Source organism: Ralstonia nicotianae (genome assembly GCF_018243235.1).
Taxonomy (GTDB): domain Bacteria; phylum Pseudomonadota; class Gammaproteobacteria; order Burkholderiales; family Burkholderiaceae; genus Ralstonia; species Ralstonia nicotianae.
The window spans coordinates 768894-791367 of sequence record NZ_CP046675.1 but is presented as its reverse complement, the minus strand read 5'-3'; the positions used below and the strand labels follow the sequence as shown (position 1 = coordinate 791367).

Sequence of the window (22474 nt, the reverse complement as noted above, 5' to 3'; positions counted from 1 at the left end):
ATGTTTTCCTTGTACGCCTTGCTCGGCAAAAATTCACCGCCGATGACCAATGCCTCTTTGGCCATCGACCTGAACCAATACTTCCGGAACGAAACCGATTTCTCCCTGAAGTTTGAGCGCCTGCCCTTTGCCAAACACGACACGCTTGCCCTGCGCTGGGGAGGCTGGCTGGTGCGGGTGAGCTATGAAGAGGGCGATCACGTGAAGGCGGATTCCGCCACGATACAAGCGTGGCTCGGGAAGCGCTCACCCACGGATCTCTCGACGATCGATCGACGGGTTCGGGTGGTATTCGGGGCGGACGAGGACCGGGTGTACACGAACCAGATCATCTACCTGATGGACTTCCTGCGCGAGATTGAGGATTGCGTCGTCGTCGACCCCGGGAAGCGAGACCTGCTCACCTGAGCCTGTGCTTCCCGAGGTCTCGCTCGCCGTCTAAGCAGCCTGTCGGATCGCCGCCTCGGGCTGGGCGGCATCATCCTTGTTGAGCACCGGCCGCCCAATCGCCGGCGCCGTCTCCCCGGCCTTCAACTGTGCCATGAACGCCTCGGGCTCGGCATCGCCCAGGTGCAGCGCGCCGCCAATGAACGACATATCGAAGTAATCATTCTCCAATGCAGTCTTTGCGGCCTCGTCCGAATCCATGCGGGTTGCCAGCCGCATGGCTTGCGCGAAGGTCGGTTCATCGATCAGCTTGATCGCATCGTTTTCGGCCAGGTCGATGATGGCCGCCAGCGCCTGCTTGAGCGCATCCATGTCGTCCGTGCCGTCCGCCCTGATGGCGTCGAGGCACTGGGCGAAATGCTCGGTGATGTTGTCCGGGCAGGTTTCCCTGAACCGCTTGACGACGTTGGCGGCTTCGCCGCGCACCTGGGCGTCCTGCTGGAATGTTGTCTTGGCCTCGCCGTAGATGTAATGCACGGCCTCCTGGTAGAAGGGCTTGGCGCGGGCGAGCCGCTCGTTCAGGTGCGCGACTTCCGCCTCCAGCGCCTGCATCGTGACGGGGGCGCGATTGACGAAAAGGCTGGTCACGTTGAGGAACAGCTCGCTCGGATCGGCTTCGACCTTGACGATGTGAGCGGCGATCTCCGCGGCGGTGTGGCCGATGTAGTTCAGGCCGTTGACGGCCCGCAGGTTGGCCTCGCTCAGCGTGCCGAGCAGGATGCCGTTGGGCGCGGGGTTGCCCAGTTCCTCCTTGAATTCGCGGTGGACAGTCTGCCGGATCGACTCGCCTTTTTCGCAGGCGCCGTTGGTCTGGATGACGATTTTGTGGCGCTGGCTGTTGGCCGCGACCAACTGGAGGCCCGCATCCGTGTTCACCATCAGCATGGCGGCGCCGCTGGCGTTGACGGAATGCTGCATCGCTTTGTCCAGCAGCTCGCGGTTCGGCTCGGTTCGCTGATCCTCGGGCAGCGCGTTGAATAGGTGCGTGATGACATCCGCGTCGTTCGGCAGCCCCAGTTGCTCCTGCGCATATTCCCGGATCGAGCGGGCGGTGAAGCGCGCGTTGTCGTAGACATCGGCGGGAAGCCATGCCGCCATGCTCTGCTGCAGGAGGGGCGGGTCGATTCGGGCCGACGCGGGCTGGAGGGCTTCGGTTTGAGTGACGGTCGAGGATGTCGACGCCGGCAGCGGCACGGTCCGGAAGCCGGAGGGCGCCTGGCCAAGCGAGGCCGGTTCGAGCGGCTCAGCGGATGGCTGGCGTGCCGGGCGCGGCAGGTTGCTGGTCACGTCCGAGGCGCGCTTTCTCGGAGAGCGTGGTGGCTCGTTCTGCGTCTGGATGGTGTGGTCGCCGGCGGTGGCATCGGGGGATAGCGTTGCGGGCGGTACAAACGATGGGGGGATTCGGCCTGCATCCATGTCGTGAGGGTTCCGGGTTGCGAAGAAAGGCGTGGATTCTCAGCGGTGGATGAGGGTCTTGCTGCTTGGGGGCTGCGAATGGATGGGGCCGGGGGCGAAGCCGGGGTTGCGTCGCGGGTGTCGGGGCAAGCGGGTGGTAAGGGTCGGGCGAGGGGATTGGCGTGAGGGTGGGTCGGGTGGGAAAAGATGCCTCGCCGATCTGCGAGGCGGCGTGAACGCAAGAAAGGGGGGCAGCCTGGGATGACCGGAAGCGGTTGCTTGCCCCGCTGTCGAGCTTCTCGCATGCCTTGTCTGCTCCGGATAATTTGAGTATATTGGAAATATGGAAGAAACTGATGCCATTCGTTCCCTCGCCGCCCTTGCTCACAGCCTGCGTCTGAGGGTCTTCCGGATGCTGGTGGTGGCCGGCCCGGCGGGACTGACGCCCGGCGCCATCGCCGAGCAGCTCGACGTGCCCGGCGCGACGCTGTCGTTCCACCTCAAGGAACTGATGAATGCAGCACTTGTGACGCAGGAGCGAGATGGCCGTCACCTGATCTACCGCGCCGCGTTCGACCATATGAACGGCCTGCTGGGTTTCCTGACCGAGAACTGCTGCCAGGGCGAGGCTTGCCCGGAATTCAGCGCCGCCGGCTGCAAATGCTGACGGAGATACCCATGAAGCGCTTCCTTGTACATGTCCTCGTTGACGATCTCGGCAAGCGCATTGCCTTCTATTCCCAGCGGTTCGCCGCCGAGCCCGCATGACCACCAATGTCCTGATCCTCTGCACCCACAACTCTGCGCGCAGCGTGCTGAGCGAGGGCATGCTGAACCACTGGGCGCGCAGACTCGGCAAGGATGTGCGTGCCTACAGCGCCGGCAGCGCACCCAGCGGTCGCCTGAACCCGTTTGCGCTGGAGGTGCTTGCCAACGCCGGCGTCGACACCACGGGGTATCGCAGCAAGAGCTGGGACGAGTTCGTTGCCGACGGCGCGCCGCAGATGCGCATCGTCATCACCGTCTGCGACAGCGCCGCCGCCGAGCCGTGTCCTTACTGGCCGGGCAGCCCGGTCAAGGTGCACTGGGGTTATGCCGACCCGTCCCATGCGTCCGGCGCAGACGAGGGCAAACGCCAAGCCTTTGAACTGACACGCCAGGCCATTGGCTACCGCATGCTGCAACTGCTGATGCAGCCGCTCGACACGCTGGGCAATGCCGAGCTGCAGGCATGCCTCGATCGCATCGCGCAGAACTGAACGCGATGACCGACCTGCGCCCGCGCCTGCTTGCTGAAGCCTTGGGGACCGCGTTGTTGCTGGCCGTCGTCATCGGCTCCGGCATCATGGCCGAGCGGCTGGCGGGCGGCAATGCCGCGGTGGCGCTGCTCGCCAATACGGCGGCCACGGTCGGTGGCCTGTATGTGCTGATCGAGGTTTTTGGTCCGCTCAGTGGCGGGCATTTCAATCCGGTGGTGAGCGCGGTGATGGCGGTGCGGGGCGAGTTGCCGGGCGCTGTGCTGGTCGGGTACATCGGTGCCCAGCTGGCGGGAGCGGTGCTGGGCGCATGGCTGGCGCATGCCATGTTCGACCTGCCCATCATGCAGTGGTCCACCAAGGTGCGCGGCGGTGCGGGGCAATGGATTGCCGAGGCCGTGGCAACGGCGGGCCTGCTGCTGGTGATCTTGCGGGCGCCGAGCGCACGCGCGGCGCCCATGGTGGCGAGCTATATCGGCGCCGCGTACTGGTTCACGGCATCCACGTCGTTCGCTAATCCGGCGGCGGCGGTTGGGCGCATGCTCAGCAACAGCTTTGCCGGTATCGCGCCGAGCAGTGTGCCGGCCTTCGTCATCTCGCAGTGTGTCGGGGCGGCGCTCGGGCTCATGCTGCATCGTCTGCTGGAGCCGCGTCCAACGAGGCGCAATCGCTGAAAAGCTTGCTCCTTCGCTCGCGTTGTTGTGAGCGTTCGCCATGGGGCGGCAACGGTCGATCGCATGGAGCGGCAGCCGGCGCATCACGCGACACCGACCTAGCCAGAGCGGCCGTTCACGTCACCCGCGCCGCGCTTTCACGTCAAGGCAGCGCGATGGCCCGTCAAGGCTGTCACCGACTCCGCTTGCCCTTCGCCCGATGCGCGGCTGCCTGGGCGAGTTCCTTCGCGCTGAGCACGTAGGTCGGCGTGTCCAGCAACTGCTGAATGGCCAGGTCGATGAACGCGCGCACGCGCCGGGGCTGCGCGGTGCGGCTGCCGTAGTAGAGGTGCACGCCGATGTGGTCGCTCATGTGCTGCAGCAGCAGCGGCACCAGCCGTCCGGCCCGGATGTGGGTGACTGCCGCGAGATTGGCGACCTGACCGATGACTTGCCCGGCCAGGACGGCCTGCAATTCCAGCTCGGTGTCGTTCGTGGAGAACGTGGGCGAGACGTGCCGATGCACGATCTCGCCGTCGATGTTCAGGTACCAGGGCAGCACCTGGTCCGTGGCCGGGTGCCGGAAGGCGCTGCAGCGGTGCGTCGCCAGTTCGTCCAGTGACTTCGGCGCGCCGTGCTGCTCCAGGTAAGACGGCGCCGCGCAGATCATCAACTGCACCGGGAACAGCCGGCGCGCGATCACCCCTTCGTCGGGCGAGGCGCCGATCCTGAACCCCACGTCCACCCGATCCAGCACCCAGTTGCTTTTCCCGTCGTCGAGCTGGACGTCGGGCTGCACCTGCGGGTACTGGCGGCAGAATGCATCGATTACCGGCATCAGGATCGGCGCGAACGACGACTTGGGGCCCACGATCCGCAGCGGGCCGGCGATTTCGTCCTTGGACTCGCGCGCCTGGCTCAGCGCGCGGTCGAGCGCGGCCAGGGCGGGCTGCGCGGCCTCCAGGAAGCGCTGGCCCTCGTCGGTCAGGGCCAGGCTGCGCGTGGTCCGGTGCAGCAGGCGGACACCCAGGTGCTCCTCCAGCTGCGCCAGCGCTTGGCTTGCGGCCTGAGGGGTCACGCCCTGGGCCGCGGCGGCTCGGCGGATGCTGCCGAGCTCGACGGCCTTGGCGAAGGTGGCGATGGCGCGTAACGCGTTGATGGGCATGGTCTTGACCTTTCCGCGTTCCGGGGCACAAGGTGGGTATCAAGTTTTGCTTGATTGTAGAGCAAGCATTTGCCATCTAGCGAGTTGACAGATGACTGCCTAGACTGTCGCGCATGCTTCTGTCCACTGCCATCCCCGCCGCCAGGAACACAGGCCATCGCCGGGCCGTGCGGGCACGGTTCTCGCGAGCCGGCCGATGACGGTTCCGGCCATCTCGATCATGATGACCGGCCTGCCGACGCTTCACGACCGCCCGTGCTTCCGCCCGGCTGCGGCGCAAAGGGCCGACCGCGTCGTCCACCGACATCCATCCACCATCCCGTTCATCCGCATTTGAGGACCAACACCATGCCCCATGCCGTGAAGAGCTACGCTGCCCATTCCCCCACCGGCCGCCTGGGCCTGTTCGAGTTCGACCGCCGCAGCCCGCGGCCGGACGACGTCGTCATCGAGATCCTGTACTGCGGGGTCTGCCACTCCGACGTGCACAACGTCCGCAACGACTGGGGCAGCGCGCGGTATCCGATGGTGCCCGGCCACGAAATCGTGGGCCGCGTGCTGGAGGTCGGCACCGAGGTCACGCGCTTCAAGGCCGGCGACCCTGTCGGCGTGGGCTGCATGGTCGAGTCGTGCCGCCACTGCAACGCCTGCGGAAAGGGCTGGGAACAGTACTGCGAAAACGGCGCCACCTACACCTACAACGGCACCGACCCGATCGACGGCACGCGCACCTACGGCGGCTACAGCGAGAAGATCGTCGTTGCCGAGCATTTCGTGCTCAAGATGCCCGAGGGGCTGGATCTGGCCGGCGCCGCGCCGCTGCTGTGCGCGGGCATCACGACCTACTCGCCGCTGCGCCACTGGAATGTGGGCGCCGGCAGCCAGGTGGCCATCGTCGGTCTGGGCGGCCTGGGCCACATGGGGCTGAAGCTGGCCAAGGCCATGGGCGCCGAGGTGACGCTGTTCAGCCGCTCGCCCGGCAAGGAAGCCGACGCGCGCCGCCTGGGCGCCGACCATATCGTGATCTCCACCGATGCGGCGCAGATGGCCACGGTGGCGGGGCGCTTCGACCTGATCATCGACACCGTCCCCTACCAGCATGACGTCAACCCCTACGTGCCGACGCTGGCCACCGGCGGCACCATCGTGATGGTGGGCTACCTCGGCCCGCTGGAGCCCCCGCTCAACTCGGGGCCGATGGTGTACCGCCGCAAGGCCCTGGCCGGCTCGCTGATCGGCGGCATCGCCGAGACCCAGGCGATGCTCGACTTCTGCGGCGCGCACGGCGTCACGTCGGACATCGAAGTCATCCGCATCCAGGACATCAACGAGGCCTACGAGCGCATGCTCAAGGCCGACGTGAAGTACCGCTTCGTGATCGACATGGCTTCGCTGAAGGCGGCGGCCGCGGCATGATTTCGGGCGATGCCCGGGTGCCCTTAATTTCCCACGGGCAGCCCGGGGTCGATGCCAGTCATGGCGATCGACACATCCCAGAGCCGCTGTGCAAGCAGCGGGTCTTGCGCCTGCGCGGACCGGGTGGCCCGGCCCGAGGGGCCGCGGATTCCGCACAAGCCCGTCGGGCCGTAGTAGCCGCCGGGTTGCACCGGCCCGGTGGCCGCTTGCAGCGTGGGCCACGCGCCCATCGCAGCGGTGTTGAGGAAGCGCCGGACCAGCGGCTGCAATAGCTGAAGCGCTCCCATATAGCGCACCAGGTCGGTCGCCGCCGCCCCCGGATGGCAGCCGACCGCGGTGACGGGGGACCCCGACGCGCGCAAGCGGCGATCCAGCTCAAAAAAGAAGAGCGCGTTGGCGAGCTTGCTGGCGCCGTAGCGCTTCACGCGGTTGTAGCGCGTCGCTGTGCTGAGGTCATCCCAGTCGATGCTCGCCCCGCGATGGGCAAGGCTGGACGTTACGACGACCCGCGATCCCGGCGTCTGCGCCAGCTTGGGCAGGAGCAGCGCGGTCAGCGCGAAGCCGCCCAGGTGGTTGACGCCGAGCTGCAGTTCGAAGCCTTGCGTGGTGCGCATCAGCGGCGGCATCATCACGCCGGCATTGTTGATGAGCGCGTCGATGCGCGGCGCCGTCATCGCCTGCCCGGCCGCGGCTCGCACGCTGGCCAGGTCCGCCAGATCGAGCGGCAGGAATGCCAGGTCGGCGCCCGGGTGGGTCTGCCGGATGTGTGCCATCGCCGCCTCGGCCTTCGATCGATCCCGGCACGCAAGCAGGACGCGCGCCCCGCGTGCCGCCAGCACGCGCGACGTTTCAAGGCCGAGGCCGGTATTGGCGCCGGTGACGATGAAGCCTTTGCCGGACTGGTCCGGCACGTCTGCTTCGGTAAAACCGTTCCGCGCGGACATGGTGATGTTCGACTCGGTCTGTGAACGAAGGGGTGGGGCGGCCGGCTGCATTCGCGGCGAGGCTTCGCCCGGCCCATGGATTCAGTCGCCGGCGTGGCCTGCGGCCAGGGACGGCGTGACCGCGCCCCGCGGCGTTTCGGGCTGAGGCCGCCACCAGGCCGGCGTCGCGGCCGGCCGGACAATGTCGAGCGCCGCGCCGATCATCGGCGTGACCACCTCGACGTCATGCGCCCGCGCCGCCGAGAGGATTCGCTCGAACGGCTCCTGCCAGGGATGGAGCGCCAGATCGAAGGTGCCATTGTGGATCGGCACGAGCCGCCGTCCGCGCAGATCCAGGTGGGCCTGCAGGGTCTGCTCCGGCAGCATGTGCACGTAGGACCAGCGCGGGTCGTACGCGCCGGTCTCCATCAACGTCAGGTCGAAGGGGCCGAAGCGATCCCCGATGGCCTTGAAGCCGGGGAAATAGCCGGTGTCGCCGCTGAAGAAGAGGCGCAGGTCATCGTCGATCAGCACCCACGACGCCCACAGCGTGCGGTTGCCGTCGGACAGCGTACGGCCCGAGAAATGCTGCGCGGGCGTCGCCGTGAATTGCAGACCGCCGACCGTGGTGGTCTGCCACCAGTTGAGCTGCCGCACCTTGTCCGCGGCCACGCCCCAGTCGATGAGCCGATCGCCGACGCCCAGGGGCGTGAGGAAGTGCTTCACCCGGGGCGCGAGTGCCCGGACGGTGTCGCGGTCGAGATGGTCGTAGTGGTCATGCGAGAGGATCACGCCCTCGATGTCGGGCAGGTCCGCAAGCGCGATGGGCGGCGCGTGGAAGCGCTTCGGTCCGATCCACTGCACCGGCGAGGCGCGCTTCGAGAAGACCGGGTCCGTGAGCCAGAAGCGGCCCCGCAGCTTGAGCAGCACCGTCGAGTGGCCCAGGCGGAACAGCGTGCGGTCGGGCGCCTGCAGCAGTTGGTCGCGCGTCAGGGGCTGCGTCGGCAGCGCGCGATCCGGCACCGTATCCGCCGGCCGCTTGAAGAAGAAGGTCCACATCAGGCCGAGCCCTTGCCAGAAGCCTTGCCGGGGCCTGCTGACCGCGTTGCGGAATTTGCCGTCCGGCCCGGGAGCGGCGGGCGTCTCCGAAGCGGCGAAAGGCAGAGGGGAAGCAGCGTTGCACAGCGGCATGAAAAAGGGCTCCGATGACAATGGAAAAAGCGGCGTACTCGGCCCGGCGTGCGATCGCGCTGGACGCGAAACCGCAGACGTCGCGGCGTTCTCCGTTTGACGTCCTCCGCAACGAGGCGGTATTGCGCCGCCGGGCTGGAGGGCATAACATGAGGCAGCCTCCGTTTAATATGCGGAGGTATCCTCCGTTTGTCAAGCGAAGCGCAACGCAGTGGCCGAAAAGATCACCACCAGAAAACCGAGAGCCGATGCCGAGCGCAATCGGCAACGCCTGCTGGACGTGGCGAAGACCGCATTCGCCGAGAAGGGCGTCTCCGCCAGCCTGGAAGACATCGCCCGGGAGGCCGGCGTCGGCATCGGCACGCTGTACCGCCATTTCCCGACGCGGGACGCGCTGATCGACGAGATCTACCGGGATGAAGGCAGCCGGCTGGCCGAGGCCGCGCGCCAACTGTCAGAGGACCAGCCGCCGCTGGAAGCCGTGCGGCAGTGGCTGTTGCTGTTCGTCGGCTACCTGGCGAACAAGCAGATCCGGGCGGACGTGCTCAACTGCATGACGGACTGCAGCGAAAGGCTGTGCACGTTGTCCGGCGAAGTGCTCATCGAAACCTTGGCGCAGTTGATCGAACGTGCGAAGCAGAGCGGTGCGATCGGGCTGGCGGTCGAGCCGCTCGATCTGCTGAGTGCTGTTGCCGGGGTGGCGAGTTTTGGAGCTGAGCTTGACTGGGAGGCGGGGGCGAGGCGGTTGGTTGAGGTGATGGTGGCTGGGTTGCGGGTGGGGGCGACTACCGGTGGCAAGCGTTGATGCCTGTCGAGGGGCATGCGTGATGGGATGGGCGATGCTGGGGTGTTGATGTGGGGGTGATGTTTTCCGCGCCGCGTGTTGGGTGTGAGAACGCCATGCATTGCTGCCAGGTTGAATGCGCCCCACCCGGTTCTGTCCTCTAGTCCTCTGGTGTTGTCGGCTTTGCGTTTCGTGCCGTTGTTCAGTGCTTTGCAGATCGGCAGCCGCCTTCGGCCAATTTGAGGCAGTCATTTGCGCTCGGCAGTAGGCGGTTGCGTGTCGGCATCGCCTTCTGTTGCGGTCAGGGGCGTCGTAAGAGCCCGTTTGGAAATTCAAGGATGAGCGATTCTGCGCAGTAGCAAGCCGCTCAGCGCGATATGAATCATGGCCTCCGAGACGTCCGCGCGCGGCTCGTAGTCGCGTACGAGCCGACGCCAGCGAACCATCCATCCAAAGGTGCGCTCAACCACCCAGCGGCGCGGCGGAACGGCAAAGCCCGTTTGCTGCTCGTGGCGGCGCACCACCTCAACCATGAAGTCGAAGGGTTGCGGCCTTGTCCGTCAGCGTTGTACGGTCGTATGCGCCATCGACGGCCGCGCGTGGCAGCAGCGGCTGCACAGCGGCCCATTCGACGTCCGTCATGTCGATGGGGTAACGCTCGGTCTTGCCAGCCAGCTTCGCCTCGCGTTCTCGATGTTCTTTTTCCACATCCCGTCTTTACATCACACCCGCGGGGAATTTTCAAACGGGCTCTGAGAAAACTAGAACAACGGGGGGCATCTAGCCGTGAAAATAGCGAAGCTATGGTCATGGAATTCCCCTCCGAAACAGGTCAGGCGCGGTTGTTCATCCGCTCGAACATGGCTTCGCCCAACTGGCGTGTCTGGGCCGAAACACCGACCAGGACCTCATCCTTGCCCGACTCCAGTTGTGCGAGGGCCTCGGCAGCGAATGCCTCCGCAGTGACCATCATGCGATTGGCCGTCCCGGCGCTGCGGGTGTTGCCACCCAGGCTCGTATCGACGATGGGCGGGGCGATTTCGATCACACGGATGCCGATAGCCTTCAACTGATGCCGCAGACTGAGCGTGAAGGAGTGGATAGCGGCCTTTGTGGCGCAGTAGACCGGCACATCGGCCATCGGCGAGAAGGCCAATCCCGAGCTGACATTGACGATATAGGCCTGATCTTGCCGCCTGAGCGTGGGCAGCAGCTCGGCGATCAGGTGGATTGGGGCCGTGAAGTTGATCGCCACCTCCTGGTCCAGGCTCTCCATCGACGGATTGGATGTGAAGTCGCGCTGTGCCTGAATGCCGGCATTGTTGATGACCATGTTGAGCGCAGGATGCTCCGCCTTCAGCCATTCAACCATTTCGCGGCGGCTGAGCGTGTCGGCGACGTCGCAGACGCGCGTCACCAACGCCGGCACTTCATCCGTCGCCTTCTGGAGGGCGGCCTCGTTGCGGCCGCAGATGATCACCTGATTGCTTTCGGAAAGTCGTTTGGCAAGTGCGAGGCCAATGCCGGTCGCGCCGCCGGTGACGAGGATTGTATTGGCTGTGAGTTTCATGGTCGTACGTCCTTCTATTTCAAGGAGAAGGTGCGCCGACGATGACATGGGGTATCACGGACACACCTTCGCTACCGGCAAGCCGGGCTGGGTGTCGCGGATACCCCGAGGGGAGGAGTTGCCGTTCGGTTGAACGACGACCGGGCTACCATCCGGTCAGCACTCTTTCGACACACGGCTTTTACCAAGCTTTTTGGCGGAGCACAAGAGAGAGTGATGCCAATCCTCTCGCCGCAGTGAGACGGGTTTTCCGTCTGTTTTGATCCGCAGCAAGAGATACGGCTTCACCCGACGGTCTTTTCCATTCTGGAATCAGGGTTGCCTGTGGACCTTTGCAATGACGAACAGATAGCCGTCGCTAGCCAGCGCAAGCGTGTCGGGCCACGAGAGCCGCGAATCCTGAGCTAACGTTTCATAGGCTCCATCGGCGAGGCGCCGATGTATCGCGTTATGTTCGTAGTCCGTTGCATAGAGGCGCCCCAGCACGTCAGATTCCAGTCCGTCGGAAGCGCCTGGTTTTAAGCCTTCGTCACGCACGGTGGCGGCAACCTGAGTGTCAGTCATTGTGATGTCACGAAGCGCGGACGTTGCAACGCTGTAGAGTCGCCGGCTGGCGAGTGCGCAGTAATAGAGGCATTCGCCATCAGCGCTGACAGCGATGCCGTCCGAGCCAATTCGAACTATTGGCCAGAACGTTCCCAGTATGCCTTGGCGCCCAGCACGACGGGGTTGACGTCCAGGAACGTTCGAGACGTCACCATCATCTGCGTGGTTTCGAAGAACTTCCGGAAGTGCGGCGTCTCACGGTGCGCTTTGTATGCGGCCTCATCCTTGTACATCTCGAAGACAAGGAATCGATGCGGATTGTCCTTGAACGCAACCGCATACAGTGTGTACACGCCCGGCTCCACCCGTACTGACGTGGAGGCGCTCTCTCGAAGCACCGCCTCGAATTCTGCAAGCCGCTGCGGGTCGACATCGAGTTGTGCGATACGCACGTACGGCGCGGTGGGCTGTTGCTCACCGGCCGCTGAAGTCCAGAGTCCCAAGGTTTGCATGGCTGCGTTTCCTGCTGGCTGCTGGGTTGTCTGAGCGGCACCGGCCTGTGCAACCAGGCAAGCCAGCAAGGTCAATACGATGCTGCGTAACGTAGCTCGCGGGGAGAACATTGGCGTCACAGGTTGGCTCCTCTGGTGAGTCTTTCCCAGTTGCCGTGCGCGAATTTCCGTCTGTCGTCGTCGCTTAACTCCAGCGTTGCAACGAAGCGGCGGGCATCGGCGCCAGGTCGGTATTGGTAGGGGTAATCGGTTGAAAACAGGATCCGATCCGGCCCGACCACTTCGATTGCCTGACGCAGATACGCGGGGCTGAATATGCCGCTCGCGGTCAGATAGAGGTGGCTTCGGACGTACTCAACAAAGGGGCGGGGCAGCTTCGATACTCGGTCGAGCATGATGAGGCGTTCGAGATAGAACATGACCAGTTCGCCCCAATGGCCCAGGATCACCTGCAGATTTGGATGCCGATCGAACACACCCGCTAGGACAATCCGGACGAACTGGATACCGGCCTCGTAATGCCATCCGAGCCCGAAGGTCGACAGGGCCAGATCGACCGGTGCACCAAAGCCTGCGTAGTAGGCATCGCGAACGCTCGCCTGCGGAATCTGCGGATGGATGAGCAATGGCGCGCCCAATTCGGCCGCGCAGGCAAAGGTCGGTTCGAACATTGCGTGGTCGAGATGCTTCTCACCGACGCGTCCGTAAAGGATGGCGCCCTTGAAGCCGAGCTGCTCGACACAACGCCGAAGCTCTTGCGCGGCGCTTTCAGCGTCTGCGAAGGGCAAGACCGCCAGTGCCTGAAAGCGGGATGGGTTGGCAGCGACGGTTTCGGCCAGGAGGTCATTCACACGTCGCGCCAGATCGATACCGTGATGCCCCAGGTTGTTCAGGCCTGGGGTCGTCAGCGAGAGCACTTGTACGTCGACGCCAGTTTCGTCCATCAGGGCCAGCCGTTGCTCGGCCAGGTTGGCGAGGCGCTCGCCCAGTACCCCCGTATTCAATGCGAGGGTTCCATCATCGGCGCCAGGGATGGTGTTCCACGCCTGCTTGACCGCGTCGGGCAGAACGTGCTCTTCGATGGCGACAATCTTCATGTCAGGGCTTGGTCGTGAGCTGTTTGACCACCGCTTCGCCGACGCCGTGGGCAGACGCGGGATTCTGACCGGTGATGAGGCGGCCATCCGCTACCACGTTCGCCGTCCAGTTGGGCGCGGGCTGATGCAGCGCGCCCCGTTGCTTGAGCGTCGTCGCAAGCAGGTAGGGCACGACGTTCGTGTACTTGACCTCCGCTTCCTCCTCGTCGGTAAAGGCGGCGACCTTCTTTCCGGCAACGAGATGGCTGCCGTCGGAAAGCCTCGCATTCACCAGCGCTGCCGGGCCATGGCAGACAGCGGACACGATGCCGCCGGCTTCGTAGATGGTGCGAATGACGTGCTGCACGGCCGCGCTGTCGGCGAAGTCCCACATCGTGCCGTGGCCGCCCGCGAAGAACACTGCTGAGTAGCACGACGGATCCACATCGCCAAGCACGAGCGAATGGGCAAGCGCCTCGCGGAACGTGGCGTCGCGCCAGAAGCGATTGTTGACCGGGTCCGTGAGGTCGAAGAAGTCGATGGGCGGATGGCCGCCACGGATCGATGCAATTTCGACAGGGATGCCGGCCTCGCGGAAGACCTCCAGCGGGTGTGTGAGCTCGACCATGGCAAAGCCGGTGGGCTCACCGCTGTCGCCGCGGATCGGGTGGCTCGTAACGACGCACAAAACGGGCTTGATGGTTGCGGTCACGCAGGTGCTCCTGATGTCTTGAGAGAGGCCATGTCGATGACGAAGCGATACTTCACGTCGCTCTTCAGCAGGCGTTCATAGGCTTGGTTGATCTGCTGGATGGCAATGACCTCGACATCGGAGACGATGCCGTGCTGCCCGCAGAAGTCCAGCATTTGCTGGGTTTCCGGTACGCCGCCAATGAATGAGCCCGAGATGGCGCGGCGTCCGCGCACAACGCCCCCGGCGTTCACCGGCGTGCCAAGCGGGCCCAGGTATCCCACCAGCACGAGCACGCCTTCGAGCGCCAGTGTCGGCATGTAGGGATTGATGTCGTGGTCGTAGGGCACCGTGTCGATGATCACGTCGAACCGGCCTGCCACCGCTGCCATCTGGGCCGGATCGTTCGATAGCACCACGTGATCGGCGCCCAGCCGGAAGGCATCCTCTTCCTTGCCGGGCGAGCGCGTGAACAGCGACACCTCGGCGCCGAGGGCCTTCGCCAGTTTCAACGCCATGTGGCCAAGCCCGCCCAGGCCAATCACCGCGACCTTGCTGCCAGGGCCCACATTCCAGCGATGCAGCGGCGACCACGTGGTGATGCCCGCGCACAGCAGCGGCGCCGCGCCGGCGGGATCGAGCCCATTGGGAATGGACAGCACAAACCTGTCCCGGACGACGATTGAATCCGAATAACCGCCGTAGGTCACCATGCCGTCATGCCGATCGATGCCGTTGTAGGTGAAGGTGGGGCCTTCGGAGCAATCCTGTTCCCAGCCCTTCAGGCAAGGCTGACAGTGCTGGCACGAATCGACCATGCAGCCGACGCCGACCATGTCGCCCGCCTTGAAGCGGCGGACCTTGTCGCCCACCTGCCGGACCCTGCCGATGATCTCGTGGCCCGGCACGATGGGATACGTCGTGAAGCCGCCGTGGTTGCGGGCCAGGTGCAAATCCGTGTGGCACACCCCGCAGAACAGGACGTCGATGACAACATCATCCGGCCGAGGCTGGCGCCGCTCGAAAGCGAAAGGCGCAAGCGCGTCGGCGGCCGATGACGCAGCGTAGCCGGAAGCATTCATGGTCGAAACTCCGGGGGAAGGTGTCAGGTATTGCCCGGTGCGAAGAGCAGTTGCCAGCCCGTGAAGGGGCCGAGCGGGATCACGTCCCAGCCGATGAGCCCGGCCTTGGCAAGCGGAAATTCGTTCAGTGCTGCTCGGGCAGCCTCAATCGAGTCGGCCTCGGCAATGAGAGCGACGCCCGGGCGGTCCTGACGGAAATAGAAGTCGCGCACGACGCCGCCCGTATAGAGCGTCCAGGCATGGCGTGTTTCCTCGTGCATGTGCGGCGGGTATTTCTCCAGGCTGGCGCCGGGCTGGGGAATGTCGAGGCAAAGGAATTTCATGGAAGAGGTTCCTGGGTCGAAAAATGCGGGGATCCGGAGGGCTGGCGCACGCGGCGCGGTGGCAGACGGTGCGCTTGCCTTGGGTGGGAACGATGCTACTGTGGAAGAGCAGGCGCTAGTGGCGACAGTTTTTCCCACCTTTGTAGAACTGGGGGCTACCAAGCGTGCTGCGCAAGCCGCTATGGTTGGCATGCGCGGCCGGGATGGCGTGTGACTCTTTTGATGACGGATGGACTGATGAAAACCGACATGCGAGGCCGGTTGGACGGCGTAGCGGTCTTCGTGGAAGCGGTGGAGGCGGGCGGTTTCGCGCGAGCGGCCGAGCGCCTGGCGCTATCTCGATCGGCCGTCGGCAAGGCGATTGCACGCCTGGAATCCCGCCTTGGCGTTCGGCTGTTCCATCGCACGACGCGCACGCAAAACCTGACCGAAGACGGCCAGATCTACTACGAGCGTTGCTTGCGCGCGATCGAAGAACTGCGCGCGGCCGAGTCGCTGCTGGAGTCGGGCAAGCAGGAGGTTGCGGGACGGCTGCGGATCACGATGCCGGTGCTGTTCGGTCGCTATTGCGTGGCGCCGATTCTGCTGGACTTTGCGCGCCAGCATCCCAAGCTGGAACTGGAACTGAGCTTCAGCGACAGACCCGTCGACATGATCGCCGAAGGGTTTGACCTCGGCATTCGCAATGGCGCCCTGGGCGAAGCGACCGGGCTGTGTGCGCGTCCGCTCGCCACACAGCCCAAGGTCTTGTGTGCCTCCCCCGCGTACCTCAAGGCGCGCGGTGAACCCGACACGATTGAAGCCCTGGCCGCCCATGATGTGCTGATTCACTGGCGCACGGGCCACCCCTATCCGTGGTTGCTGCCCGACGCCGATGGGCGCCTGACCGAAGTCCGGCTCGCGTCTCGCCTGCGGTTCGATGATCTGGAGGTGACCGCCGACGCGGCGGTGGCCGGCATGGGCATTACGTGGTTGCCGCATTGGCTTGTGTGCGATCGCATTCGGGCAGGGGCACTGACCGTGCTTTGGGAGGATCGGCCCGCTGCTTCCATGGATAGCCATGCCATCTGGCCTGCAACGGACTACATGCCTCTGCGTGTGCGGCTTGCCATCGACACGCTCGTTGAGAAGCTGCCGCTCGTCAGGGGCATGGAGACCCCCATCGTGCGCCCGGGCTGGCAGGCGCAGCGCGTGACGGCTGGCGGCGCTTCGTCACCGCGAGGAACGCGTCGTACGCGCTGATGCCGGCGCATTCGGAACCGGGCTGTCCGCACCATCGTCCTTCTCACAATGGTGACAAAAGCTGTCCCCACGGGTGGGTAGAGTGGCTTCACAGCGCAGGGAGATCTCGAACGTCCCTCGCGCGCCAATCCCGAGAAGGAGTTGAGCATGCCTACATTTGAACCGCTTGATCCAGGCTTTCCGGTCGCCCGCCAGGTGGATATCGACGCCGGCCCCATTGTGATGATCAACCTGTGCACCATGGTCCCTGCAGACGAAGACGCGTTCCTGGCCGCTTGGGCCGAGGACGCGCGCTTCATGAAGCTCCAGCCCGGTCTTATTTCCACGCAGTTACACCGTGCGATCGGCGACAACCCGACCTATTTCAACTATGCCGTCTTTGAGAGCGTGGTGGCATGGCGTGATGCCTTCAACCATCCCGAATTTCGCGAAAGGCTCAAGGCGCACCCACCGTCGGTGACTGCCCGCCCGCATCTCTTTGAGAAGGTCGCCGTACCGGGCCTTTGCACGGCTTAACGCTTCGGGTGGCAACACGTATGAAACGCATTCAATACAGCAGGTACGGCGGTCCGGAGTGGATGGCGGTCGACGAGTTCGAGCTCTCTGCGCCGGGCGCGGGAGAGGTGGCCGTGCGGGTCAGATTCGCTGCGGTCAATCCCATCGACTGGAAGTTGCGCAACGGGCAGATGAAGATCGTGACTGGCCGGGTTTTCCCGCGGGCAATGGGTATGGACTTCTCTGGAACCGTCATGTCTGTCGGCCCAGGCGTGATCCGCTTTCGGGCAGGAGACCCCGTATTCGGGCTCGCACGCTTCAAGGAGAGCGGCGCGTTGGGGCAGGCTGTGGTCACGAAGGAAACATTTCTCGCCAGAAAGCCGGACAACGTCTCGTTCGAGCAAGCCGCTTGTCTTGGTACACCCGGCGTCACTGCCTGGAACGGCCTGATCGACAAGGCGAAGCTCAAGGCCGGGCAACGCGTCTTCATCAACGGCTGCGCCGGTGCAGTCGGTGAGGCGGCGGTACAGATTGCGCAGCTTTTCGGCGCAGCGGTCTGGGGCAGCTGCAGTGCGCGCGACATGGATCGCGCAAGGTCTCTCGGTGTACAGCGTCTCTACGACTATCGAACGACAAACGTATCGGAGATCGCCGAGCGTTTCGATGTGGTTTACGACACGTCGGCGACGATGCCGGTGTCTGCGGGCGTTGCCATGTTGCGGCGCGGCGGAGTGTTCCTCGATTTGAATCCGGGTCCGGCCAAGCTGATGCGCGCGCTCGTCGATCGGCGGTTGAAGCCGGTGATTGGTGCGCCACGCGCGGAGATTCTCGACAGGCTATCCGCTGCCGCAGCGGAGCAGCGATTCAGGATGCCTGTGGGCGAAACGGTACCGCTGAGCCATGCGATTCAACTGATCACAGAGCTTGAGGCCGGAAGAAAGCTCGGTGGAAAGGGCCTTGTGGCCATGGAGTGAACGTGTCCAGAAGTCACCGGCTGTTTGATCTGATGCAGGTGCTTCGCCGACACCGGAGGACAGTGTCGGGGCAAGCGCTCGCGCGCGAGCTGGGCGTGTCCCTTCGGACGATCCGCCGTGATGTGGCGACCCTCCAAGGGATGGGCGCCGATATCGACGCAGAGCCGGGGGTCGGCTACATTTTGCAGCCGGGCTTTCTACTGCCACCGCTTTCGTTCACGGAAGAGGAGATTCAGGCACTGGTGATCGGCGCGCAGTGGGTCAGTCGCCAGACCGACGATACCCTCGCCCTTGCCGTAAAGAACGCGCTGGCCAAGATCTATGCGGTTCTGCCGTCGGACATGCGGTCCGCCCTGGATGACGACACGGTCTACGTGGGTCACCCGGCAAAAGCCGCAATGCCGCTCGATCTCAGTGAAGTCAGGCGCGCCTTGCGCGAGCAGCGCAAGGTGCGTATCACGCTGTCCGGGGTGCACGCGGCGGTCGCGGAGCAGGTGATCTGGCCGATCATGTTGGGCTTCGTTGACGCCAAGCGGTTTATCGCCGCCTGGTGTGAGGTGGATAGTGCATTTCGTGTGATCGGCATGGACAACATCGCCAGCGCGGAAGTCCTTGTCGACCGCTACACGCGAAACCGACGTCAGCTCGTCAAAGAGTGGCGCAGCCAGGAAGTGTTGCCGTGCAATGGCCGAAGTGCCGTTTGCTGACGGTTGCCCGGTCAGCATAGTCTCGCCACCGCAGACGCGCCGTTCTCATCGTGAAGTCGGCCGATTGAAGAATAGCGATGCTGGAGCTTGTCCTCCAGGATTGACGGGATTTCAATTACCAGTGGAACCTGGCATGCCGGGGGCCACGTAAGGGACCAGCAATTGTAGTTTCGGCTGGAGTCGTTGAGTTTGAGGCCCGATTTCGAGACGCACTACGCGTGCTTGCGCAGCAGTTCCGGATATGCCGGCGAGCCAGGCAGTTGGTCCTCATGCCGCAGAGCATCATCAGGTAGAACTGCGCGCGCCGCGCCGTCTGATACGCCTTTTTTGACATATGCTCGGCCAGGCTTCTTAGATGATTCATGTCGCAATGAGCGGCTTGCTACTGCGCAGAATCGCTCATCCTTGAATTTCCAAACGGGCTCTAAAGCGCGACTTTCTGGAAATCTGGCCGGCGCGGCACCACCAGGCTCCAGCGCTGCGTGACGAGTGTCACGCCTTCCGAATTCGTCGTCGTCACTCGCATGTCCATGAACCCGCGATCTGGACGGCTCTTGGAGGGACGTATGGCAATGACCTCGGCGCGCGCCCGCAAAACGTCTCCGGGACGCATGGGGGCATGAAACCGGATGTCCCTGAGCTCGGCCCCCACGATGGGCGTGCCGCCGAGAAGGCGCGCGTCCAGGAGCAGCCGCATCGTCACAGCCAGCGTCTGCCAGCCACTGCCGACCAGCTCTCCGAAGACCGTGTCACGTGCAGCCGTCTCATCAAGGTGCATCGGCTGCGGATCGTACTGTTCGGCAAAGGACAGGATCATGTCTCGCGTGACGGCGAACCCGCTGGTTTCGGTCAGATCCCCGACCTTGAAGTCCTCCAGATAGCGGGGCTCTCCCGGCCGCGGGTGCCTGGTGATCGCTGGCATATCCGTCTCCTTGATGTTGCCGTCCAATCTAGGCTATAGTGGCTTCAATTTTTGAAGTGAGTGAGCATGGGCTGGTCGGAAGTCGGTGAAACGGTGTGCCCTATCGCACGCACACTTGCTGTGGTCGGCGATCGCTGGACGGTCCTGATCCTGCGCGAGTTGTTTCTGGGCGTAAAACGGTTCGAGGAATTCCAGGCACAGACGGGCATGTCGTCGCATCTGCTTTCCACCCGCCTCAAGCGGCTGGAAGCTGACGGCATTGTGGTGCGGCATCTTTACAGCGACCGGCCTCCGCGGCACGAGTACCGGCTGACAAACAAGGGCCTGGATTTCTATCCCTTGCTTCTGAGCCTCAAATCCTGGGGCGAGAAATGGGGCGGCTTCAAGGCGAAGACTGCGCCTGCCTTGACCATCACCCATCGGCAGTGCGGGCACGAGACGGGTCTCAAACTCGTCTGCCCCGCATGCGATGAGCCGTTCGGGCCAAAGGATGCAACCGTCACGCTGGGAGCAAGTTTCAAAGCGGAGCGGCAGGCCCGCCGCGATGGTGCGTAATCCCAAGCCATGCCGTACCCGCGCGCATCCCAACATCCTGCTCAAAGGAGCAGCCTTCCACTGGAACAGAGGACTTGATGTTTGATACGAAGATAGCGATTGTCGTCCGTGACGATCTGGCGACCTGGCAGAAACTCAATGTCACCGCATTCCTGATGAGCGGTATCACCGGTGCGTCGCCGGAGATCATGGGCGAAGCCTATCGCGACGCGGCCGATAACACCTACCACAGCTTGTGCGTTCAGCCTGTCATCGTCCTGTCGGGCGACCAGGAAACGTTGAAAGCTGTCCACCGGCGCGCCCTGGAACGAAAGGTCCCGCATGGGCTTTATATCGAAGACATGTTCTCGACCGGGCATGACGCCGCGAACCGGGCCGTGTTTGCGGAGCACGGGCCGGACAGCGCGAGAGTCGTCGGTATCGCATTGCGCGAAGAAAAGAAGATCGTTGACAAGATCACCAAGGGCGCGCGGATGCACCCCTGATTCCAGCGTGATAACCACGTGCCCTCAGCTACAGGAAGAATAACGGCCATGAACGATGCAAGCCTGCATGAAGCCATCATCTCGTGCTTTCTTGAGCATCAGCGCCCTCCGACGGTTCGTGAGATCGCCGAGCGTTTCAACCGGGATGAAGCGCAGGTGCGACAGGCTTTGCGCGCACTCGCTGACAATCACGGCGTCGTACTTCATCCCCATTCCGATGAGGTCTGGATCGCCCATCCGTTTTCGGCAGCGCCCACGACCTGTGTGGTGAAGTCAGGCAACCGCAAATGGTGGGGGAACTGCGCCTGGTGCGCCTTGGGCTTGGTGCATTTGGCCGGTGGATCGGCCACCATCGAGACAAGAATCGGTGCGATCGACGACCACGTCATCATCAGGATCGAGAACGGCAGGCTGCTCGACACGGATTATGTTGTGCATTTTCCGATACCGATGAAGCACGCCTGGGATAACGTCATCTACACATGCTCGGTTCAGTTGCTATTCCGCGATGAAGCCCAAGTGGACGAATGGTGTGCATCCAGAGGCATTCCGAAGGGGGACGTGCGTCCTATCGAGCAGGTTTGGAACTTTGCCGTTGAATGGTATGCACGCCATGCCGATGCAGACTGGACCAAGTGGTCGGTACGGGAAGCGATTGAATTATTCGCACGCCATCATTTGAGCGGCCCCGTCTGGACGATTGCGGCCGAAGCGGCCCGGTTCTAGCGGTACCGGGCAAGACGCAGCGGACGGTTGCGCCGCCCCCATCTTCAGCCAGACCGGCTTGCCGGGCCGGCGCGAACAGGGTTGGGACTGGACGCGCGGCATGCGGATGTGGCGCGTCATGCCTGGTAGCGGTGTGCGCAAGCGAGACCGCCCTTCAACGCGCGTCGAGCGCTGTTACGCAGCCTCGGCGCATGGCGGGCGTTCACGCGGTGGCATGGGTGTCTGCCGATGGCCCGGCGGCTGCGGCCTTGATATGCCGCAGCAGGTTGTCGACATCATCGGCCGTGGTGGCGAAGGACGTCACAAAGCGCACCACGTTCGGCTCCCAGCGATCGTGATAAAAGCGGAATCCCGCCTGGAGCAGGTTTTCAATGACGGTCGAGGGGAGGCGGCAGAAGACGATGTTGGCTTCCGTGGCGCCCAGCACGCTGGCCCCATGCATCCCTTCAAGGCCACGGGCCAGGCGCAGGGCCATGTCGTTTGCCTGGCGTGCGTTGCGCAACCAGAGATCGTTGGCCAGGTAGGCTTCGATCTGGGCCGACAGAAAACGCATCTTCGAGAACAGATGGCCGGCCCGCTTGCGGCGGTAGCCCATCTCGGCCGCGAGCGACAGGTCAAACAGCACAATGGCTTCCGCCGCGACGACGCCATTCTTGGTCGCGCCGAACGACAGCGCATCGACGCCCGCTTTCCATGTCATGGCGGCGGGCGAGCAGCCCAGGGAAACCAGCGCGTTGGCAAAGCGCGAGCCATCCATCTGCAGCTTGATGCGGGCGTCCTTGCAGAGCTGTCCGATCGCTTCGATCTCATTCAGCGTGTAGAGGCTCCCGACTTCCGTCGCTTGCGTCAGGCTGACGCAAGCGGGCTGGGTGGAATGCACGTCGCCCACCTTCACGCGGGTGGCGGCGCGAAGCTTCTCCACATCGATCTTGGCGGATGGCCCATCCACTGCGACCAGTTTCGCGCCGTTCGTATAGAACTCGGGGGCACCGCACTCGTCGTTGTTGATGTGGCTTGACGGGTGGCAGTACACGTTGCCCCAGGGCGGCGTCATCGCGCCCAGGCAGAGTGCATTGGCCGCGGTGCCGGTCGGGACCAGGAAGACTTTGACTTCGCGCTCGAACAGCTCGCTCAGCGTTTGCTCGACCCGGGCGGTGCAGTCATCCGCGCCGTACGGGGCCGCCTGACCGGAATTGGCGGCAAGGATGGCATCGAGCACCTCGGGCGACGCGCCTTCGATGTTGTCGCTGGTAAAGCCCAGGGCGGGTGTTCGGGTGGTCGGCATCGGATCGCGGTTCACTGTGGTTTCCTCATCGGGGCCGGGAACTTGCTGTCCCG

General features: G+C 64.0%; 26 protein-coding genes and 1 pseudogene. 13 read left to right on the top strand and 14 right to left on the bottom strand.

Annotation, left to right across the window (positions count from 1 at the left end; translation table 11 throughout):
- Positions 1–408, top strand: coding sequence for a hypothetical protein (locus tag GO999_RS19750; protein ID WP_211907143.1), 408 nt, complete (start codon positions 1–3; stop codon positions 406–408).
- Between the two features lie 30 nt (positions 409–438).
- On the opposite strand, the gene GO999_RS19745 is transcribed toward GO999_RS19750, so the two are convergent.
- A complete protein-coding gene (locus GO999_RS19745) occupies positions 439–1863 on the bottom strand; it encodes an NUDIX domain-containing protein (protein ID WP_211907142.1) in 1425 nt (474 codons plus the stop codon).
- A gap of 322 nt (positions 1864–2185) precedes the next feature.
- Between GO999_RS19745 and GO999_RS19740 the strand changes: the two genes are divergently transcribed.
- From GO999_RS19740 to GO999_RS19725, 3 genes are all read left to right on the top strand, one after another.
- Complete coding sequence (locus GO999_RS19740; protein WP_011004418.1) at positions 2186–2509, top strand: ArsR/SmtB family transcription factor; 324 nt, start codon at positions 2186–2188, stop codon at positions 2507–2509.
- A 97-nt stretch (positions 2510–2606) separates the two neighbouring features.
- Positions 2607–3101, top strand: coding sequence for an arsenate reductase ArsC (locus GO999_RS19730; protein WP_016724501.1), 495 nt, complete (start codon positions 2607–2609; stop codon positions 3099–3101).
- A 5-nt stretch (positions 3102–3106) separates the two neighbouring features.
- Positions 3107–3772, top strand: a complete 666-nt coding sequence (locus tag GO999_RS19725; RefSeq protein ID WP_016724502.1) for an aquaporin — start codon at positions 3107–3109, stop codon at positions 3770–3772.
- Positions 3773–3944: 172 nt separating this feature from the next.
- Here the strand turns inward: GO999_RS19725 and GO999_RS19720 are convergent, their stop codons facing one another.
- On the bottom strand, positions 3945–4916 hold the full coding sequence (locus GO999_RS19720) for a LysR family transcriptional regulator (protein ID WP_016724503.1): 972 nt from the start codon (positions 4914–4916) through the stop codon (positions 3945–3947).
- Between the two features lie 348 nt (positions 4917–5264).
- Between GO999_RS19720 and GO999_RS19715 the strand changes: the two genes are divergently transcribed.
- The gene (locus GO999_RS19715) at positions 5265–6332 is read left to right on the top strand and encodes an NAD(P)-dependent alcohol dehydrogenase (RefSeq protein WP_019719689.1); all 1068 of its coding nucleotides are present in this window, start codon (positions 5265–5267) and stop codon (positions 6330–6332) included.
- Between the two features lie 23 nt (positions 6333–6355).
- On the opposite strand, the gene GO999_RS19710 is transcribed toward GO999_RS19715, so the two are convergent.
- Positions 6356–7276, bottom strand: a complete 921-nt coding sequence (locus GO999_RS19710) for an oxidoreductase (protein WP_211907141.1) — start codon at positions 7274–7276, stop codon at positions 6356–6358.
- Between the two features lie 81 nt (positions 7277–7357).
- Entirely contained in the window at positions 7358–8446 is a 1089-nt protein-coding gene (locus GO999_RS19705) for an MBL fold metallo-hydrolase (protein ID WP_016724506.1), read from the bottom strand.
- A 211-nt stretch (positions 8447–8657) separates the two neighbouring features.
- Here GO999_RS19705 and GO999_RS19700 point away from each other — a divergent pair, with 211 nt between their 5' ends.
- Positions 8658–9251 (top strand): TetR/AcrR family transcriptional regulator, encoded by a 594-nt coding sequence (locus tag GO999_RS19700; protein ID WP_016724507.1) that lies wholly within the window; start codon positions 8658–8660, stop codon positions 9249–9251.
- A 311-nt stretch (positions 9252–9562) separates the two neighbouring features.
- Here the strand turns inward: GO999_RS19700 and GO999_RS19695 are convergent.
- The 8 genes and pseudogenes from GO999_RS19695 to GO999_RS19660 all read right to left on the bottom strand — a co-directional run bounded on the left by GO999_RS19695 (position 9563) and on the right by GO999_RS19660 (position 15030).
- A pseudogene (locus tag GO999_RS19695) lies at positions 9563–9938 on the bottom strand (transposase).
- A 124-nt stretch (positions 9939–10062) separates the two neighbouring features.
- Positions 10063–10800, bottom strand: coding sequence for an SDR family oxidoreductase (locus GO999_RS19690; protein ID WP_058907293.1), 738 nt, complete (start codon positions 10798–10800; stop codon positions 10063–10065).
- A 312-nt stretch (positions 10801–11112) separates the two neighbouring features.
- Complete coding sequence (locus GO999_RS24845; protein ID WP_249215130.1) at positions 11113–11460, bottom strand: SMP-30/gluconolactonase/LRE family protein; 348 nt, start codon at positions 11458–11460, stop codon at positions 11113–11115.
- 20 nt (positions 11461–11480) lie between these two features.
- Complete coding sequence (locus GO999_RS19680) at positions 11481–11858, bottom strand: putative quinol monooxygenase (protein WP_016726915.1); 378 nt, start codon at positions 11856–11858, stop codon at positions 11481–11483.
- 116 nt (positions 11859–11974) lie between these two features.
- The gene (locus GO999_RS19675) at positions 11975–12955 is read right to left on the bottom strand and encodes an amidohydrolase family protein (RefSeq protein ID WP_020829895.1); all 981 of its coding nucleotides are present in this window, start codon (positions 12953–12955) and stop codon (positions 11975–11977) included.
- A gap of 1 nt (position 12956) precedes the next feature.
- On the bottom strand, positions 12957–13646 hold the full coding sequence (locus GO999_RS19670; protein WP_020829896.1) for a type 1 glutamine amidotransferase domain-containing protein: 690 nt from the start codon (positions 13644–13646) through the stop codon (positions 12957–12959).
- Positions 13643–14707 (bottom strand): NAD(P)-dependent alcohol dehydrogenase, encoded by a 1065-nt coding sequence (locus GO999_RS19665; RefSeq protein WP_165591881.1) that lies wholly within the window; start codon positions 14705–14707, stop codon positions 13643–13645. Before GO999_RS19665 ends, GO999_RS19670 begins: the two co-directional genes overlap by 4 nt.
- Before the next feature lie 23 nt (positions 14708–14730).
- The gene (locus GO999_RS19660) at positions 14731–15030 is read right to left on the bottom strand and encodes a YciI family protein (protein ID WP_016726922.1); all 300 of its coding nucleotides are present in this window, start codon (positions 15028–15030) and stop codon (positions 14731–14733) included.
- A 237-nt stretch (positions 15031–15267) separates the two neighbouring features.
- Here GO999_RS19660 and GO999_RS19655 point away from each other — a divergent pair, with 237 nt between their 5' ends.
- The 4 genes from GO999_RS19655 (at position 15268) to GO999_RS19640 (ending at position 18448) form a co-directional block, all read left to right on the top strand.
- Positions 15268–16272: a LysR family transcriptional regulator gene (locus GO999_RS19655; protein WP_211907140.1), complete on the top strand. Its 1005-nt coding sequence runs from the start codon at positions 15268–15270 to the stop codon at positions 16270–16272.
- Positions 16273–16419: 147 nt separating this feature from the next.
- Positions 16420–16788: an antibiotic biosynthesis monooxygenase family protein gene (locus tag GO999_RS19650; RefSeq protein WP_211907139.1), complete on the top strand. Its 369-nt coding sequence runs from the start codon at positions 16420–16422 to the stop codon at positions 16786–16788.
- A 20-nt stretch (positions 16789–16808) separates the two neighbouring features.
- A complete protein-coding gene (locus GO999_RS19645) occupies positions 16809–17741 on the top strand; it encodes an NAD(P)-dependent alcohol dehydrogenase (protein WP_019719702.1) in 933 nt (310 codons plus the stop codon).
- Positions 17742–17743: 2 nt separating this feature from the next.
- Positions 17744–18448 (top strand): helix-turn-helix transcriptional regulator, encoded by a 705-nt coding sequence (locus GO999_RS19640; RefSeq protein ID WP_029240568.1) that lies wholly within the window; start codon positions 17744–17746, stop codon positions 18446–18448.
- Positions 18449–18872: 424 nt separating this feature from the next.
- Here the strand turns inward: GO999_RS19640 and GO999_RS19635 are convergent, their stop codons facing one another.
- Positions 18873–19370 (bottom strand): MaoC family dehydratase, encoded by a 498-nt coding sequence (locus tag GO999_RS19635; protein ID WP_211907138.1) that lies wholly within the window; start codon positions 19368–19370, stop codon positions 18873–18875.
- A gap of 66 nt (positions 19371–19436) precedes the next feature.
- Between GO999_RS19635 and GO999_RS19630 the strand changes: the two genes are divergently transcribed.
- The 3 genes from GO999_RS19630 (at position 19437) to merB (ending at position 21136) form a co-directional block, all read left to right on the top strand.
- Positions 19437–19925, top strand: a complete 489-nt coding sequence (locus GO999_RS19630; RefSeq protein WP_104070434.1) for a winged helix-turn-helix transcriptional regulator — start codon at positions 19437–19439, stop codon at positions 19923–19925.
- Between the two features lie 77 nt (positions 19926–20002).
- Entirely contained in the window at positions 20003–20410 is a 408-nt protein-coding gene (locus GO999_RS19625; RefSeq protein ID WP_011004407.1) for a PTH2-like family protein, read from the top strand.
- A gap of 48 nt (positions 20411–20458) precedes the next feature.
- Entirely contained in the window at positions 20459–21136 is a 678-nt protein-coding gene (merB, locus tag GO999_RS19620) for an organomercurial lyase (protein WP_020371768.1), read from the top strand.
- A gap of 202 nt (positions 21137–21338) precedes the next feature.
- Here merB and GO999_RS19615 read toward each other — a convergent pair whose 3' ends face one another.
- Complete coding sequence (locus GO999_RS19615; protein ID WP_211907137.1) at positions 21339–22436, bottom strand: threonine aldolase family protein; 1098 nt, start codon at positions 22434–22436, stop codon at positions 21339–21341.
- Positions 22437–22474: the final 38 nt, after the last annotated feature.